Origin of the sequence: Pseudoalteromonas sp. Scap03 (genome assembly GCF_013393115.1) — a bacterium.
Taxonomy (GTDB): domain Bacteria; phylum Pseudomonadota; class Gammaproteobacteria; order Enterobacterales; family Alteromonadaceae; genus Pseudoalteromonas.
Map to the genome: position 1 here is coordinate 526,741 of NZ_VDEU01000001.1, position 17,602 is coordinate 544,342.

Annotated in this window: 15 protein-coding genes; 2 read left to right on the forward strand and 13 right to left on the reverse strand. The window is 38.6% G+C overall.

Annotated elements, in window-relative coordinates:
* Nucleotide 1 precedes the first annotated feature (1 nt).
* From FHG08_RS02360 to FHG08_RS02405, 10 genes are all read right to left on the reverse strand, one after another.
* Complete coding sequence (locus FHG08_RS02360) at nt 2-856, reverse strand: OmpA family protein (protein ID WP_138606333.1); 855 nt, start codon at nt 854-856, stop codon at nt 2-4.
* Nucleotides 857-876: 20 nt separating this feature from the next.
* A complete protein-coding gene (locus FHG08_RS02365) occupies nt 877-1,185 on the reverse strand; it encodes an STAS domain-containing protein (protein ID WP_178956702.1) in 309 nt (102 codons plus the stop codon).
* A gap of 166 nt (nt 1,186-1,351) precedes the next feature.
* On the reverse strand, nt 1,352-3,151 hold the full coding sequence (locus tag FHG08_RS02370) for a sugar transferase (protein ID WP_178956703.1): 1,800 nt from the start codon (nt 3,149-3,151) through the stop codon (nt 1,352-1,354).
* 10 nt (nt 3,152-3,161) lie between these two features.
* Complete coding sequence (locus FHG08_RS02375; protein ID WP_178956704.1) at nt 3,162-4,238, reverse strand: glycosyltransferase; 1,077 nt, start codon at nt 4,236-4,238, stop codon at nt 3,162-3,164.
* A gap of 1 nt (nt 4,239) precedes the next feature.
* Nucleotides 4,240-5,733, reverse strand: a complete 1,494-nt coding sequence (locus FHG08_RS02380; RefSeq protein ID WP_178956705.1) for a GNVR domain-containing protein — start codon at nt 5,731-5,733, stop codon at nt 4,240-4,242.
* 130 nt (nt 5,734-5,863) lie between these two features.
* Nucleotides 5,864-7,000, reverse strand: coding sequence for a glycosyltransferase (locus FHG08_RS02385; RefSeq protein WP_178956706.1), 1,137 nt, complete (start codon nt 6,998-7,000; stop codon nt 5,864-5,866).
* Between the two features lie 4 nt (nt 7,001-7,004).
* Complete coding sequence (locus tag FHG08_RS02390; RefSeq protein WP_109875861.1) at nt 7,005-7,709, reverse strand: acyltransferase; 705 nt, start codon at nt 7,707-7,709, stop codon at nt 7,005-7,007.
* Nucleotides 7,675-9,066: an O-antigen ligase gene (locus FHG08_RS02395; protein WP_055013278.1), complete on the reverse strand. Its 1,392-nt coding sequence runs from the start codon at nt 9,064-9,066 to the stop codon at nt 7,675-7,677. The genes FHG08_RS02390 and FHG08_RS02395 overlap by 35 nt, the downstream gene beginning before the upstream one ends.
* Nucleotides 9,059-10,471, reverse strand: a complete 1,413-nt coding sequence (locus FHG08_RS02400; protein WP_178956707.1) for a lipopolysaccharide biosynthesis protein — start codon at nt 10,469-10,471, stop codon at nt 9,059-9,061. The genes FHG08_RS02395 and FHG08_RS02400 overlap by 8 nt, the downstream gene beginning before the upstream one ends.
* 9 nt (nt 10,472-10,480) lie before the next feature.
* Complete coding sequence (locus FHG08_RS02405; RefSeq protein ID WP_138606316.1) at nt 10,481-11,632, reverse strand: glycosyltransferase; 1,152 nt, start codon at nt 11,630-11,632, stop codon at nt 10,481-10,483.
* A 212-nt stretch (nt 11,633-11,844) separates the two neighbouring features.
* Between FHG08_RS02405 and FHG08_RS02410 the strand changes: the two genes are divergently transcribed.
* On the forward strand, nt 11,845-12,768 hold the full coding sequence (locus tag FHG08_RS02410) for a glycosyltransferase family 2 protein (RefSeq protein WP_138606314.1): 924 nt from the start codon (nt 11,845-11,847) through the stop codon (nt 12,766-12,768).
* Nucleotides 12,769-12,839: 71 nt separating this feature from the next.
* On the opposite strand, the gene FHG08_RS02415 is transcribed toward FHG08_RS02410, so the two are convergent.
* The 3 genes from FHG08_RS02415 to FHG08_RS02425 form a co-directional block, all read right to left on the reverse strand.
* Entirely contained in the window at nt 12,840-13,799 is a 960-nt protein-coding gene (locus FHG08_RS02415) for an endonuclease/exonuclease/phosphatase family protein (RefSeq protein WP_256729579.1), read from the reverse strand.
* A 114-nt stretch (nt 13,800-13,913) separates the two neighbouring features.
* Nucleotides 13,914-14,372 carry a hypothetical protein gene (locus FHG08_RS02420; protein WP_178956708.1) on the reverse strand — a complete coding sequence of 153 codons (459 nt, stop codon included), beginning with the start codon at nt 14,370-14,372 and terminating at the stop codon, nt 13,914-13,916.
* Nucleotides 14,372-16,567 carry an LruC domain-containing protein gene (locus FHG08_RS02425; RefSeq protein WP_178956709.1) on the reverse strand — a complete coding sequence of 732 codons (2,196 nt, stop codon included), beginning with the start codon at nt 16,565-16,567 and terminating at the stop codon, nt 14,372-14,374. The genes FHG08_RS02420 and FHG08_RS02425 overlap by 1 nt, the downstream gene beginning before the upstream one ends.
* Nucleotides 16,568-16,866: 299 nt before the next feature.
* Here FHG08_RS02425 and gmk point away from each other — a divergent pair, with 299 nt between their 5' ends.
* Complete coding sequence (gene gmk, locus FHG08_RS02430; protein ID WP_054202954.1) at nt 16,867-17,487, forward strand: guanylate kinase; 621 nt, start codon at nt 16,867-16,869, stop codon at nt 17,485-17,487.
* The last annotated feature ends 115 nt before the right edge of the window (nt 17,488-17,602 follow it).

Here is a 17,602-nt window from a genome sequence, read left to right on the forward strand (position 1 = left end):
ATTACTCCTTTCTCTTTTCAATAATTTTAGTCCAATTCATTAGTGACTTTACTTGTTTGCTATCTTCACTTTGCACGTTAGCATCTAAAATAATAGCCTCAACTCGGCGATCTGAATGACGTTTTTGCTCACTTTGTTCCGACTCACTAAATGGTTTTAAACTGCCTTGGGTTAAAGTGGTAATGTTATAGGTAGGCACACCATAAACACTCAACCAATGCTTAACAGTATCTGCGCGTTTTAAAGCCAGCTCGTAATTACTATTTTTACTGCCTACAGAGTCAGTATGCCCGATAAGTAAAATACTAATACTTTCTAGTTGTTTGATTAAATCGGCTGCTTGAGCAACTCGTACGGCATATTTAGGGGTTATTTCAAAGGCATTAAATGCAAATTGGTTATCGCTATTTAATAACTCCGCTATTTGCTTTTTTACATTAACTAATGCGGGTTGTTCATCAATCGATGCAGCGCAATTAGTCAACTTTCTAACAGTATCAAAATGGTTAGCTAATTGATTAAGGCCATGATAATGAATTAATAAGTCATGTTCCGCGTCTTCCCACATTTGAGCTGCGATTAAACGACGAATACGATTCTCATAAATTTGGGCTTTTAATAACTGTGCCGGCATACAGGCATTAATATCCTGCGACTTTAATAATTCAAGCTTAAGTTCTAAGTGCTCAAACTCGCTCCTTACAATACTCTCAGGTTGATTAAATGTTTCATCTAGCTGCTGATCATCTAATGGATAGTTTTGGTATTTTTCGGCCAAGCCTCCCTGCCCTTCATCTGGCCAAGTAGCGCATCCGCCTAAAAACATGAAAATGAAAATTGCTATGCTCGCCTTCATAAAACTCTCCCTGATAACCTCTACACAGCGTCAATAAATGGAATGGTTTTATCCACTCTTAATAAGTTCATTAACTTAAACGGCTGCCCGGTGACATTAAGTAAAGATAGCTTATTACTTTGTTTTTCAATTCTTTTATATAGAAAAACAATAGCACCTATTCCCGAAGAGTCGATAAATTCGGTTTTAGAGAAGTCTAAAACAACAAAATTAGAGTCTTGCTCAACGAGCAGCTCAAACTGATCTTTTAGCTCATCGACAGCAAAGCCTGAAAAGTCATTAGGAATGGTAATAACGGTTGGATCGGTTTTGTGGGCTACATTTTTCATTTTAATCACCTATTAAAAGTATGAACTCAAATAGACAGTTACAAGAAGAATGCCAAACTTAAGACATTGAAATATAAAAGCTTTAATGGCTTACTAATTAATTTTTGAAATAGAAGTGCATAATGCAATTGCTTTTTGGGTGTACAATTGCATTATGCGAAGCGGGTTATTGGCCCTTACCAGTAAAAATAACAACCAATGTTTTAAAGAAAATAGTCAATTCCATATAACACCAGCTACGAGCTGATGAAGTGCTCAACATATAGGCGTAATCCCAACCAATTTTATTACGTGCATCGTCAATAGTTTCATCATAGCCATTCATTACTTGCGCTAACCCAGATATACCTGGCTTTATGCCATAAGTACGCTGACAAAAATACGGAATATCTTTTTCAAGTTTTGAATAAAAAACAGGTCGTTCAGGGCGAGGGCCTATCAACGACATATCACCTATGAGTACGTTCCAAAGCTGAGGTAATTCATCTAACCGTGTCTTACGAATAAAGCGCCCTACTGGGGTAATACGCGGATCATCTTTACTTGCCCATACGGCTCCACTTTTAACCTCAGCATCAACCACCATAGAACGGAATTTTAATACGTTAAAAAGTGCCACAAAGTCATCATCACTTTGCCCTACTCTTAACTGTTTAAACAACACTGGTCCTTTAGAGCTGAACTTAATCACCAATGCAACCATGAGCATTACAGGAAACAGAACAATTAAGCCAGTAGCAGAGCCTAAAATATCAATACTGCGTTTTACTGCTCTGATTATTAAATTATTAGACTGCTTAGTTTGGTGAACGCGCTGCCAATGCTTACTATAATCACCGCGTTCAAATTTAATAATCCCCCAAAAAGCACACAAGTATGCCGCAACCAAATAGTTAATACTGTCGATCACCGGCCATTTAACTTTTATGCTCAAAAGCTGTTTTAATACACCCAGCCCATGTATAGCGGCTAATGTAATACAGGCTACTTTGGCTAAAAACACGTTAGAGAAAACCGCCAGAGAAATTAGTAATCCATAAATCAGTACCAGTATAATGGGCATAATGCCACGTAATACCTTGTGCGAAATATAATTAAAGCTTACCCAGCCTAGTTTTGGATTAAATAGCTCAGACAGCATTTTAATTTGCTGCCAATTGCCAGCGCCTAACCTTACCCTTCTTGCATAATCATGGCTTTGTTCATCGCATTCACGTTCAACAATGTTGATCTCGTTATTTACTAGCGCTTTGCCACCTTTATTAAGTGCTTTCATCGACAAAATAAAATCATCGTTTATAGTGCTCGCATCTAATAACTGAACATATTCAGCGCGTATAGCAAACATGGCACCCGGTACGCCAATAACAGCGCCTAATGATGACTCCATACTTTTTACTTTATTTTGATACTGCCAATACTGTTGCTGCTCTTTGGTGGCTAAGTCATCTAATATGTACACCCCCGTGATCACATTGACCTGAGGGTCTTTAAAATCAGCATCGATTTTATTTAGTACATCAACGCTGAGTAATGCGCTGACATCGGTAAACAGCAATACATCGTAATTTGGCCTGGTTAGTTTTATTAACTCATTAACACCAAACGACTTGCCTTTATTGACCTTATTAAAATGCAAATGACACACTACATTTTGCTTTGCAAGATGCGATTGAGCAATCATCGCCTCGTCATAGGTTTTGTCTGTACAGCCATCAAGATAAACATGAATAGCATACTGCTCTGTGCTGTATAACATAGAGCCAAGGTTATAGAGCTTTTCACGAATATGTTCTTGCTCGTTGTAGGCGCACATTAAAATACCAAAGCGCGTGGTTGCCGGGGTAGCGTTTAATTCGATGTTCACTTCATCGTTACTAAAAAGCTTTAATAGCAATAAGTAACCAACATGATGGTACAACACCAACACAATCAAAATCGCCAATGTAATCAGTAAAAAAGTCATTGTAATCCCCTTATGAAGCTAAACCATTATAAAAATGGTCATAGGCTTCGCTCATTTTGTTTGCATCCGCAATTGAGAGAATATACTCTCGAATGCATTGCCCGTGCTTCATTTCCAATGCTTTTAATAGGGCAAGTTTTAAGCCAAAAGAATCATTAGGTTTTACTAAAATACCCTGCTTATCACTGACAACTTCACTAATGCCACCGACATCAGTTGCCACTATTACTTTGCCACATGCCATCGACTCTAAAATAGACAGAGGTAAGCCCTCTCGTTGCGAGTACAAGCACATCACATTAATGGCAGAATAAAATAATTTCATATGCTGCACATTTCCTAAGAAATGTACTCGCTCTACCACCCCTAGTGACACTGCAGCACTCATTAATGAAAAACGTAAACTGCCATTACCAGCAAATACGAGTTCAATCTCTTTGGGTAGCGCAGGCAGTAATTTAATTAAATCTAAATGCCCCTTACCTGGCTCTAAACGAGCAGAGCATCCAATGAGCTTTTTGTCATGGGGCAAGTTAAGCTTAATCCGTGCAGTAGCGTCATCTGTATCTATAAACTGTTGAAAATCAATGCCGTTAAGAATAGTACTATCAGCTTTAATAGCGGTTTCGTTGAAAAACTCATTAGCGACCACATTTGCATCGGCCACCCAATGAATTTTAGTCAGCTTATTCAATACTTTTGTGATCACTCGCTGTTTAAAGTTTTTTAAATACCACGCATCATGAATTGTCGATACGTGTTTAATACTTGGATTAACTAAACAGGTGAGGCTAGCGTAAAGCATTGGGCCAATGTGATGGCTATGAATCACTGTAATATTATGTTTTTTAATTATTTCACTAAGCTTTTTAATTACACTTAGTTCAAATTTAGGGGCTTTGTTTAAGCTTATAAGTTTTTGCTCAAAGGCTGACAGTGCTGGCCATTCATTTATTGCATCCCTTTCAGTTCCTTCCAAAGAAACAAGAATACTGGTGTTTGCAAATCGACTTTTTTGCATCAAAGTCACGGCCATTTTTTCCAGCCCACCTATTTTAAAGTGTTGAACTAAATGTAAAACGTTCATGTTAATTTCCCTCACTAAGGAAGTGCATTGATGGACTAACCCCAGCATGTAACGTGCTGTGACCAACAATGGGTAAAATGGTAACCACGTCTAGTGACGATAGTTTTTCAATGGTTTGAATATCTTTTAAATGACTGTCGAATAAGGTCGCAACAAACACACAGGTGACACTGGTAAATATGCCTAAAACAATACCCATAATAATTGCCACCACGAGTGAAGTATTAATTGGTTGAGTAGGACTATAAGCTCGCTCAATGGTTTTAACTTTGTCAGGGCCTTCATACTTAACCAGCTTGCCTGTCACTTTTGCCATTTCGTAACGCCCTAACATGTCTTTATATAATGACTGTTTAACATCGTAGTCACGCTCGAGCTTTCTAAGTTGTTTTTCTATATCACTGGTTACTAGTAAGCGCTCGCTCACTGCATTGACTTGTTTTTCTAACATGTCGTATTCTTGCTGATGCTGCAGAACATTATTTTTAGCTTCTTCTAGAGCGAGTATTTGTGACACCAACACATTACTTTCATTGTCATTTCCACTGGGTAAGGTATTAGCCATTTGCCAAAGCTGATCAATATTAGTGGCATCAAGGCCTTTACCACTTTCAATTAACGCTTGTTGCCGTGCTCTAATGCTGAGTAGTTCGCGCTTTTTTGAAACCACTTTGCTGTGTTTATCGGTATAGCGGGTTTTTAAAAAACTGAGCTCTGATTCTGCAGTAATTATTTTCTCTTCTATACGACCGAGAATCGGGTTTGCTTGACCCATTTTTGTAGTAAGTGCCTCAAGCTTGGCATTAGCGCCTGAGAGCACAATGGACTTTTGTTGTTGATCACTTAATAACTTATCGAAAGTTTGCCTATTACTGTGTAAAACAGCGGGTAAGGTATTACTGTTTTTTGCTTTAAAGCTTGCCAATGAAGCCTCAGAAATCTCCAACTCTTCTCTTAAACTTACCAGTTGCTGATAAAAAAATTGCTCAGAGGTATCCAGTGATGCTTTCGTTGGGGCTAATAAACTTTCTATAAATTTCTCTACCACTTTTTCAAGCACCGCCTTCATTTGGGTTTGGTCATGCCAAATAAAGTTAACCCGAACTAGCTCGTCTCCCACCAATGATAAGGAAAGCGCCTGTGAAAGCTCTTGATGTATTTTTTCTATTTTGGCGGGGGATGCATCCTTTGGTACTAAATTGGTTTCTTTTGCCACGGCAATCAGAACTTTGCGGCTAATCACTAAGGTACGCAAAGCTGCCATCCTATTTGATAAATCAAACGAGAACGACAAATCATCTAAATAGGGATTAAGCAGCGCCGATTCTTCTATAAGAATAGTGGCGTGGTTTGTATATTGTTTTTGTGACGTTGCCGCGAGTACAATCACTACTACGGGTACAATCAGCAACGGCAAAACAAATAACTTTGCCCTGGTGTAAACAGCGTACAAAGCTAAATAAAGTAATCTTTTTATTTGCTCTCTAACTAACATATTCGCTACCCATTGATTTGCATATTGCTATGCGAAACTTTGCGGCTATTTGCAAAATAAAAATTTACAGCGTAAATAGCCTTCTTTAATGGAGTAGTTGCACAGGGCGCGCCAATATTATAGTTATGGTTTAATCGGAGGGATTTAATATTTGTAGATCGTTGATCACAGTGAGAGCTTTTACCGGCCAGCTATGCTCTTTCGCTATGTTTTTTTGGACTGCATGCAATAAACTTAATTTTGCTTGACTGAGTGACAACGCCTGATCAATTTTTTCAATAAAGTTATTCTGTGACTGAGCGATAAAAATTTGCGAGTGATAATGATTCACTGCCGCGAAATCGGTTGCGACTATCGGTTTGCCTACCGCTAAATATTCTTTTAATTTAAGCGGGTCGCAAGCCCTAATTTGCTCATTATCGACAAATGGTAAAATAGATACATCCCAATGAGCCGAGAAAGATACCAACCGTTTATGCTCAACCGCACTAATATGCGTTACATTTTTAAACTGCAACAACCCTGAAATGGGAGTGGTAATATCGCCAACTAATACCAATTGATATTGCGGCCTAGCAGTGGCCAACGCCATTAATAAAGGGATATCTAGCCAGGCATTGATACTGCCATAAAAGCCAATAATGGGGGCTTCAATAGCGCTGATTTCTGCGGCTTTGTCGACATTACTCGTAAATAAATCAAAGCTCACGCCATGTGTTAGTAACTTAGTTTTTTCAGCAGGCATTTTAGTTTTTAATAACTCGCTGATCACATAAATAAGATCTGCGTTTTTAATCAGCTGCTGCTCAAAAGGCGCAATCAGCATAGGATCAACCCCAGCCAGCGCACTAAAATCGTCACCACAATAATAAATTAGCGAGTCGGTGGCTCTTTTATCAAACAGATAGCATGCCGTTGGCACACTTAACCAATATACAATAGGTTCACTGGTTTTATGAGCACCAATATGACGAGAGAAAACCCAACGGTTATAACAGCGCACTAAGCCATTATCATGCCATGGTAAAATAGGCAGTTTATATACCGTCATATTTTTAGGCGTGGCTATTTTACTATTATTAGAGGGTTGAAATAGCTGCTTAAATTTATTAAAAATACGTTTTATGTCGTGCAGCTTTACGCTAGGTTTACGCATTCCCACAGAATTAACCCAATTCACTTGCTGTCTTTTTGCAAGCTCTGAAAATAAATGCTGAGTACTACTAGGGTGGCTCCCCCAATCTTCTGCAAAAACAATAAATTTCATTCGCTCACTCCACTATGTTTTTGACTACTTTAGCCGGATTACCTGCGGCAATAGTAAAATCGGGAATATCTTTGGTTACCACACTGCCCGCCCCTATAATGGCTCCTTTACCTATGGTTACTCCAGCAAGTACCGTAACACCGGTCCCAATCCATGCTCCACGCTTAATAATAATATCGCCAATTTGACTCTCATCATCACTTTGGCCGTTCGCACGACGTTCACAATCAATTGGGTGACCAGGAAAGCCTGCTAAAAAAACACGTCCCGCAAGTCTTACATCATCTTCAAGTACAATTTTTCGTCCTACCGAAAACGCATTTTGCCAGCCAATATCAACATTATTACCAATACTTAGTAGAGGCTCACGCTCATTACTTACACGGCCACACAAAGTGCTGATCCCCGAGATCCTGACATCGTTTTTACATTCAACCCTTAATTTACCAATTACCTGAGGCATACCCGAATATAAATATAAACGTTTTTTACTGCCTTGAATTTGGCTTTTAAATAATGGGGTGTAATAAAATATTCTCAGCAGTTCATGAACAAACTGCTTTATAAAATGGTGCAGATGATAAAGCCCACTATGTAGTAGAGGAATAACGGGTAGCTGTGGATTACGCAGCGACTTTGCAAATTTAAACAAACGTTTTGCCGAGGGACTGTTACTATTTTTTAGCCAATACTTTAGTTGGGTCACCATAAGACGAATCCTTATTACTATCGATAGTCAGCTTTTCTAGGGCAATGGTCAGGGACAAAATGATATACAAAGGCCACGTAAAAGCTTGAGTTAAAAACGTACCTGCAACCATAAAACCAATTAAACCGGCTTTTAGCGCATTAGCATTCACTGTCACTTCAGGATTAAAGTTAAGCTTATTAATGCAAAATACTCGAGACAAGCTGCGATAAATACTGGCGATAACCAGTAAAAAAATACATATACCAACAAAGCCTGTTTCACCAAGTACCTGAAACCACGTACTATGCACTGCATGATTCTTGCCATCCCAGTGCGGGCTATAAAAGTAATAGTTTACGAAGAAGTTATTTACCCCAACTCCTGTTAGCGGGTTAGCAAGCGCCATGTTTATTGCAGCTTGCCAAGCATATATTCGACCCATAGCAGACTCGTCAACTCCACTTTCAGCAGCACCACCACTTTGCCTATCTGAAATCCCCGCAAAGACCATCATGGCAAGCATGGCAACTGCCCCACATGCAGCCACAACCACTGGATTTTTTACCTTTTGATATAAAAAGAAACTCAAAATAGCAGCAATACCTAATAGGCCGCCTCGGCTTTGCGTAGCTATCACTCCTGAAATAGCCAAAATTAAACCAACGCCTGCAAATAATCGTCGATATGGATTGTTGTATGTATTAAATAATTCAGCAGCTAAAAAAGACACAGGAAACATCAGCACTAAAGATAAATCATTAGGATCGCCCAGTTGTGAACGATACTCTCGAGAAATAGTGACTCGGGTGCCCTCAACTAGCCCCACACCATTAATTTTGTTATTCAGTGCCACCAGCGCAATGGCCACACCAGAAATCATAATTCCTAGTCTTACGTAACTAAAGTGAGAAAATCGCGTTAACCACCAGCTGATCACAAACACCATAATAAAAACTTTAACCAACACTCCAGACCAATACTCAATAGCAACGCCACGGTTTGAAGCCGAAAACACACACACAGTAAGCCAAACAAACCAAATGACAAAAATAAGATGAGCTGAGCTCCAATGCGGTTTTAATGTTTTGGAAATAAATAAATGCCAGAAAATGGCCAGTAAAGAGGCTAGCGCTAAGAGTTTAGGGATTTTAAGCGGCATTAAAAATACAAATGCCTCATGGATCCTAAAATAACTAAATAAAATAAATAAGATAATAAACACAGTACTAATACGCACGGCTAATACGCCAGCAAATGGCAGTAACAATAAAGCAAAAGCAGCTATGGGCCCAAATAACGAATATAAGCTTAAAATAAGCGCCGTTATCACTAAGCCATTTATTAATAAGTAATGCTCTTTATACCAGTTAACCATGCGCCTTCCTTGCTAAAAGCCGTTGCAATATTCCCGTGATGTGGTGTTTATACTTTTTAAATAACAACGCAAACAAACATATCAACACAGCAACCTGTCCTACAATGTAGTAAGACACTTGAGTCACACTTAACGAAAACACAAGAATAAAGCACAGCCAGCTAGGGAGCAGACTGTGTACTTTAAATGCTAAATGCTCTAGCTTTTGACTAATAACTACAAACAGTAGCGTTTTTAAAGTTTGCGCCAATGCTAACGATACAACAGCACCTAATATTCCCCATTTTGGCACTAAAAAACTTAATGCAATTAATACGCTCGTAGCACTCACTGCATTAATAATAGTCACAAACAAGCCGTTATAGTGAACATAACAACCAATATTAAGTAAATCGCTATGGTGTCTCAGCACAACAATGAGTATTAAACTGGGTAATAACCAGGCATTAAGTAAATAATTTTGTGGTAAAACGAGGGTGAATAAGTGCGGCGCTAAAAGTAGCATTATGCAGCAAAGGGTAATCGCAATCTCAAGGCTTAATTCACATAAAAACACATAGTGGTTGCGGCTTGAGGTTAACTCGTCAAAACGGCGTGAAAACCACCACATTCTGATTGGTTCAAATGTAAACGAGGTCATGACTGCAAATTGCAGAGCGACATAATATTGAGCGAGCTTTTCTTTGCCCACACTGGCTACAATATACCAGTTTTCTGCGCCATTATTAGCGTACACAAAGAGTGAAGAGACAATAATGCTTAACAAAAACAGCGTATTTTTAGGCGTAATATTCCATGCGATACATTTAAAACTAATATTAATCGTGCGTGCTATTTGCCACAGTGACAGTATCAGTACAATAAAACTCGCTATCACACCAGATAGCATAACGCCGGTTACACCATAGCCTAGATATAGCAAGATGATGGTCAGTAGAGTTTGTCCGACCCCTTGTAAAACAGCTAAATAGCAGAACTGCTTAGCCATTTCGTAATACCTAAAAAAACAAAATACAATCGACAACACCGACGAAAATGCCAAGTTAACAGCTAATAATTGCAAATCTATTTGATTAACAGAGATAGGTAATAAATTCAGCAAAAGGTCAGCAAACAATACAACAGCAATTACAAATGCAGTGCTTAACACACTACATAAAATCAACGCATCCCTAAATAAAGCCTGCTTAAAAACAACGCTTTTCATTTGCTGTTTAAAAAGGAGCTCAGGTAAGCCTAGGCACAACAACAAAGACATTACGGCTGAAATAGAGACTAAAAAATTAAGTTCACCAAACTGTGCAGGGCTTAAAAGACGAGTCGATATAGGGAGTAAAGCAAAGCCAAGCCCTTTGAGCAATAATGTTGATAGTCCAAAATAGGCTATTTGCTTAAGTCCGTTCATCTTCATTCCTTATGAGTTTTGCACCCAAGATGACAACTTTTTAGCTTGTGAGCTGGCATTAAATTTATTTGCTACCAATCGTTTAGCATTGATACCTTTGGCATATCGTTCATAGGGATTAAGCTCACAGAATTGAGTTAAGATAGTCTCTAAACCAATAATGCTTGAAGGCTCACATTTAAAACCAACAGAATCATTTACAATTTCTTTTGCCCCCATAAGCTTGGTCGTTAGCACAGGAATACCACTGGCCATAGCTTCTTTAAGAACTACTGGCCCAGTGTCTCTGTCACCATTACTAGATACACAAAATGGCGCAACCAGTGCTGAGTAGTTACTGGTATTTTTTGATAACCAAAGAGGCGTACGACGCCCTAAAAATCGAACATCTTTATCAAGCCCAAGCTCTTCACACAAAAACTTTAAATCATTCATTAATGGGCCTTCGCCCACGATGTCTAGACATATGGCGTATTTTTTACTTAATTTTTTTATAGCGGGTAATAGAAATTGCAGTCCTTTTTTTTCAACTAAGCGCCCAATGAATAACAATTTAACAGACTCATGAAGTCGATTTGGAGTGCTGCTAAATAAACTTAAATCAACACCACAATGCAATAGCTCAACTTTTCCAACTTTGTAATTACTTAGTTTTTGAGCCATGTCTTTACACACAGCAACCGAGAAATCACATAACGAAAGCTTGAGTTTGAGATCGGTATCGTTTACATATACATCATGGCCATGACCGATTGATGAGACACTAATACCCGCAATTTTGCTAGCAACAATCGAGTATGCCAACGGTGCATGCATAAAGTGACAATGTATATGAGAGATACCGTGCCGCTTAATTATTTCTGCAATGTTTAACCCATACCCTAGAAGCGACATGGCTGAGATTGAGGTAAAGCGAAAAGCAATTTTAGCAGCGTTAAGAGCTACTAGCGGCTTAGACATTGCAAATTTAGCAGCAGCACTAAAAGACTTTTTAATGATAATTACATTTACACTGCTATCGAGATTTGCACTGGTATTTAAATTCTCAAAGGTAATAACACTTACTTTATGACCTGCTTTAACAAGTGCATTTATTTCTGTCACCACAAAGGTTTCTGACGGGATATGGAAGCTTGGTACAACAATGCCTATATGTTTCATGCTAAATACTCCAAAAGATTCTAATGGTTATTTCGCAAGAACCATGCCCAGTTAAAAAGCACTAAAAATGGTTAGATTAAAGTCAATTTGCGAACATATATTGCAAAATGCAAAGCATTAGACAAAAAACACTCCACAAAGCTATAAAAATACTTGGCGCTTAACTTGCGTAGCACTTATCTAGTTAATTAATAGAAGCCAGGGTGCAGCTCATGAATATAGAAATAAGCGTTATTATCCCAAACTACAATTGCAAACAGTATTTAGCAAAGGCACTGAGTAGTGTTATTGCTCAAAAAAATGTCAATCTAGAAATTATCGTTGTAGACGATGGCTCAACCGATGGCAGTGTTGAATGGTTGAGAAAAGCGCAGAACACATTTCCACAGCTGGTTATTTTAGAACAAGAAAATACCGGTGTAGTTAATGTACGCAACCGCGCTATTGCAGCTTCTAAAGGGGACTATATTGCATTCTTAGATGCCGACGACTATTGGAGTGATGATAAACTGTATGAGCAATTAGGTTATATGAAAGAAAACTCCGAATGTGTTTTAAGCTTTACTAACTATATGCATGTAAATGAAGACTATGAGCCTATTGTGGATTGCTTTTCTTTTTGGCCTGAATTTTCAAAATTTGTTGATAAGAAAAATATGGGCTACCAAAATTTAAAGTCGCCAATGGACTTGCTTATTTTTGCTAATGTAATAGGAACCTCTTCAGTTATGGTTAAACGCTCAGCCATTAATTATATCGGCCGATTTGATAACGTATTAAACAGCGCAAGTGATTGGGATTGCTGGTTAAAACTTGCAAGAATTGGTGATGTAGCTTTTTCACCGCGCATAGCCATGGATTACTTAATGAGAGCGGGCTCTATTACTGCGAATCGTAAAAATAGGCTCAACGCGATGAAAGAAATTGTTTCACGCTGCAAAAGAGATGCTGGAATGATTGCACAAATAAAAGCACAGGCACGTATATTAGAATGCTACGGTGAGTATTATCGAGAAATAGGCGCAAAATTTAAAGCGTTATCGACTACAACTGCCGCGTTTACGTTATTCCCGCATAAACGTAATTTACGCCATTTATTACATGATTTAAAAAACACATTTACTACTGCATCATAAATACTTCGCCAATACACAGCAAATAGCGTTTAAGCTATTTGTTTTGTATTGGCCTAAAGTAAATACTTCACCTAACTTTTTAAATTTAATGTATAACTTAATATTTTATGATCGCTGCCTTTAAACTCACTCACTTCCAGAGAAGATAAATTAAACTCTTGATTGAAAATACAATGGTCAATTGGCAAGCCTGTCATTAAAGTGTGTTTTATTGCAGTAGGTGCAAAGCTGGTATATGCATTTGCAGCTGCATAACAACTTTGCGCATTAAACCAATTAAAATAGCTCGACCAGGGAACAATATTTAAATCTCCCGCAATAAACCAAGGATCTATCTCTTTTGTACTCGCCTCGTTCATTGCTGATAATAACCGATTACGATTATGCCAATGAGTAGCAGTTCTTGGTGAAGGTGGATGGGCAATAAAAGCGGTAATAGGATGTTTATCTAATAACAGCTTAAGCTTAATATAACCTAATCGGTCGCCATCTAATTTAACTTGCTGTCTGTGTATAATCGGTAAACGCGAAATAACCACAATGCCGTAGGGGATCCCTTCGACTTCGCGATAACCAAACAAACTAGCTTTATTTAAAAACGGTTTAAGCAAATGCCGGTTTAAATCGCTAAACTCCTGCAAAACAAGCACATCCCATTGCTGGTTTTGTAAGTTCTTTAGATGCATGTCTACATAGGGATTATTGTAATTGAGGTTAATTTGCTTAACCGTTATCGCAGCCTTCGAGGGAATGACTTCTAATGAATGCAGCGGTAAAAGTGAACTTAAATTGATAATACAAATAATCGCAATCACTCCCCCTAGCCATAGTTTTTTTAGCGCAAGCAGTAACAATGCAAAAAACAACGCAGCAGCTAACAAAGGAAACCGAAAGGATATTAATAAATCAGCGTAATAAAACTGCCACGGATTAAATGCGGCAACAATTAGCAGCAAGGCAATTACTGCGATAACAGCAATGCTATAACCTCTTTTTGAATTACACCGCCTACTCGAAATAACCTTGAACATGAACGCCCCTTTTAACAATAAAAAAAGAATATACCTGAGTATATTCTTTATCTTAACTTTGAGTTTTATCAATTAAGCCGATAAAACTTAACCAGAACTCGACATAACCTGATGTTATCTAATCTCAAACATTTGGTTTTGTGTTTGAGCATCAAACTGCCAAGTAAAAGCAAGTGGTTGGGTGCTGGTATCGTAAAACCAAATTTCCGCTACTAGCTCAATATCTTGTCTGCTCATCGCAAGTGTGGTTGTGAGTGCCCCTTGCGTTAGAGGGGCTCTGAATAAGCAGTTATTGTAATCTGCTCGTTCTGTATTCAATTTTTTCTGACAAATATTTAGATACGCTCTTTCATCGCCTCTAGAAAGCGCTACATCAATAGCTAAATTAAATTTTGTTGATAAGTTAAAGTCATTATTTATAACTAAACTTGCCATACTTTGAGGCTCAACTGTTACAGGATCTGCAACCGGTGGAGCGACATTGGTCGGTGCAGGTGCTGCACCTTCATCGCCTCCGCCCCCGCAGGCTGTTAACAGTGATAATGAGCATAAGATAACGGTTAATTTATTCATTACTGTTCTCCTTTAACAACCACACTCGGTGCGTTGTAACTGTTAAACCACTGCGGCGCTTGCTGACCTGACGACTGTGCAAAATTAGCAAAACGATCATAAGCATTGGTGATATCCACCCCTTCAAGTGGATGTAGCCACTGCATACCGACTTCAATCGCCCAGGGAAGGCCATTTTCAGTTTGAAAAAATAACTCAGAGGCTTGCTGAGTGGCATCATCTGCACCATTAACAGCGAATAAACTACTATCGAAAGCCTCTGTTGGCGCTTGGTTTTTTAGATGAACCTCCCAGCTTCTTGCATTTTTACCAACTAAAAAGTCACCATGATAAAATCCTTCGCTACCAAAAATGAACGGATCGAGAAGTGTACCAGGTGCATTCGCTAGCGCTTTAGCTGCTTTTAATGGAATAGTCATACTAAACGTTACTTTACTGTTTACGTCACAATTGCTTTCGGTTCTAAAGTAATCACAGCCGGCTTGCTTCGTAATATGTTGCCAAGTGTCCTGCATGAAAATCAAAATTGCCTGCTCACGGTTTGCTTCTAATGGCGAGTCTAGTTGCGGCTCTCCATTGATAGTGTAAATGATATTTTGCTCATCAATTTCACTACTTAAAATAGCATTGGTTGTGCTATTAGTAGTTTCTGTAAGCCTTACAGCAAAACCATTGTGATAAGTTGCGCCCACTCCAACAAGTTGACCATCAATTTTATAGCCAACCACATTGCTTCCTTCAATCAGCTGCGTAGTACGATAATTTACAACGACATCATTAAAGTCGTAATCGCCTGAGAACGGCCATTTATCTTCATAGGCAAGCGTAACCCAATCGTTTTCACCAGGATAAACAGCGCTAGCAAATGTGGTTATTGGATAATCTTCCACTTCGCCACCTAGCACCCCACCCGTGGCAGTAATTAATGATGCCTCGGAGCCATCAGTAACTCGAAAGCGAGCCCATGTTTGCCCTGCTTTAACATTGCTCGGTACGCTAACTAAAATACTATTATCGCCTTTGTTAAGCGGATACTTAGTTACCATGCGCTCAGATTCACTAAAGCCACCATTTTGATCCCAGTCAAACCAAGCATATAAAAAGCTATCAGCTGACGCGTTAACAATAATTTGGCTATCTTGTCCTGCAGCAATCGCGGTTACAAAACTAACCCCGTCATCGGAGTCATCAATGGGATTCTTGATTAAATCATCATTCGTATTGATGTTTTCACCATCGACCGTTTCACCCAAGTAAATAAGATTACTACCAGTACTATTAGGATCAAATAAGTGTCGAGCGCCACTTTGCTCAAGACTCGTGTTATATGGGCGAGGAGCATCACCAAAATCGATAGAACTATCGGTAACTGCAACTTCTGCAATAGCGCATCGCGCACCATCATTTTGACTAGATTTAGGTCCTGAGGTAAATACGTTTGCTGTTGGTGTGTAGTCAACTACGGGGCTAATACTTAAATCAACTTTATGTATTTTTCCGCTTTTGTTATTACTAAAGTAAAACTGACCGTCAATGTCAAAGTAAGCGGCACCAAATGCGCCCGTATCATCACCAATGTCGAGCTGAGTTATAAATTTAGAAGTATTATTAGCAACGTTAATTTCATGCAAATCACCATTTGATTCAACTGCATAAAGTAAATTACTTTGTGGATGAAAGGCAAAATCATAAATCCCTAAATTCCAGTTAGCACTATTAGGTAAAAGCTGCGCAGTAATCTCAGCGGTTAGATCTGAGTTTAAATCGATTTCGTAAAGGCCAAACCGAGGAGTATAAACATAATATGAAGCGCGCTGATTTGCTGCATCGCCTGTTACCTGAATGTCACCTACATAAAAATTAGTATCTGGCAGCCCTGTGATATTTAAGCGAGCCATTTGGTAGTTACTGTCTATTTGCACCACACTTTTTGGTGCTTGGCGGCTAAAGCCATACAAGTACTGATCTTTATAATTAAAGCCAATGGCGTTTACGCTCTCATTGTTTGCCTCAGTAGTAAACGTTAAAGCCGCGGCTAACACCGTTGGTTTAGCTGATACTAAATCTATACCGTATAACTGTGCTTTGGCATCTTGCATTAAAAAAGCCTGACTTGGACAATTCTCAAATGGCTGACTAAGAACGGTGCAAGGCCACAATACACAGCAAACTTTTCCGAGATGGGTTAATTTCATACGTAAGCCCTCTATAGTTACATAGTTGAACTAATGCAGACTTTATTCCAAACTTTAACCTATTGAATTTAAATAATAATAAAAAATTACATCACTTAGATATGCAAGTTGCAACACATGTCTTTGCATTATGCGAGAGTAAAAATCACCTTCACAAACTCTCTGTATCTATGCTCTTAGACACGGGCTATTTGCTCTAAGTATGCAGCAGTTGAGTAAGCTTCATTAAATAAAGTACAATAGTAAAATTAAGGCAGGCCTTTTTAACGGCTGTGCTTGTTCATTTTAGGTAAAAAATCATGGCACACTCTCGCGGAAACTTATTCATTTTATCGGCACCTTCTGGGGCAGGTAAATCTAGCTTAATAAATGCACTACTGAAAAAGCATGCTGATATGAAAGTATCGGTATCGCACACCACTCGCGCACCGCGCCCTGGTGAAAATAATGCAGAACATTACCACTTTGTATCAGTTGATGAGTTTAAAGCGCTGATTGCCAAAGATGATTTTTTTGAATGGGCACAAGTATTTGATAACTATTATGGTACTTCTAAGCAAGCGATTGAAGAGCAACTCGCCGCAGGTATTGATGTATTTTTAGATATTGACTGGCAAGGCGCTCGCCAAGTTCGAGAAATAATGGACGACGTAAAAACTATCTTTATTTTACCGCCATCAAAACAAGAGCTAGAACAACGTTTAAATAATCGCGGCCAAGACTCTGCTGAAATTATTGCAGGTCGAATGGCGCAAGCTCAATCAGAAACCTCTCATTACAACGAATACGACTATGTTGTAGTGAATGATGATTTTGATACTGCTCTACGCGATTTAGAAACCATAGTAATTGCACAGCGATTAACGCTAAAAGCACAAACAACACGTCATCAAACTTTAATTAATGAGCTGCTCAAGTAATCTAAATTACGATTAATTTTCGGTTCATGGCTTAAAATAGATAAAAATTAACCACTGGCTATTGGCGAAACTTGCTGCGTGCAGTAAACTACGCCTTTGCTTTTAAATTATTTTG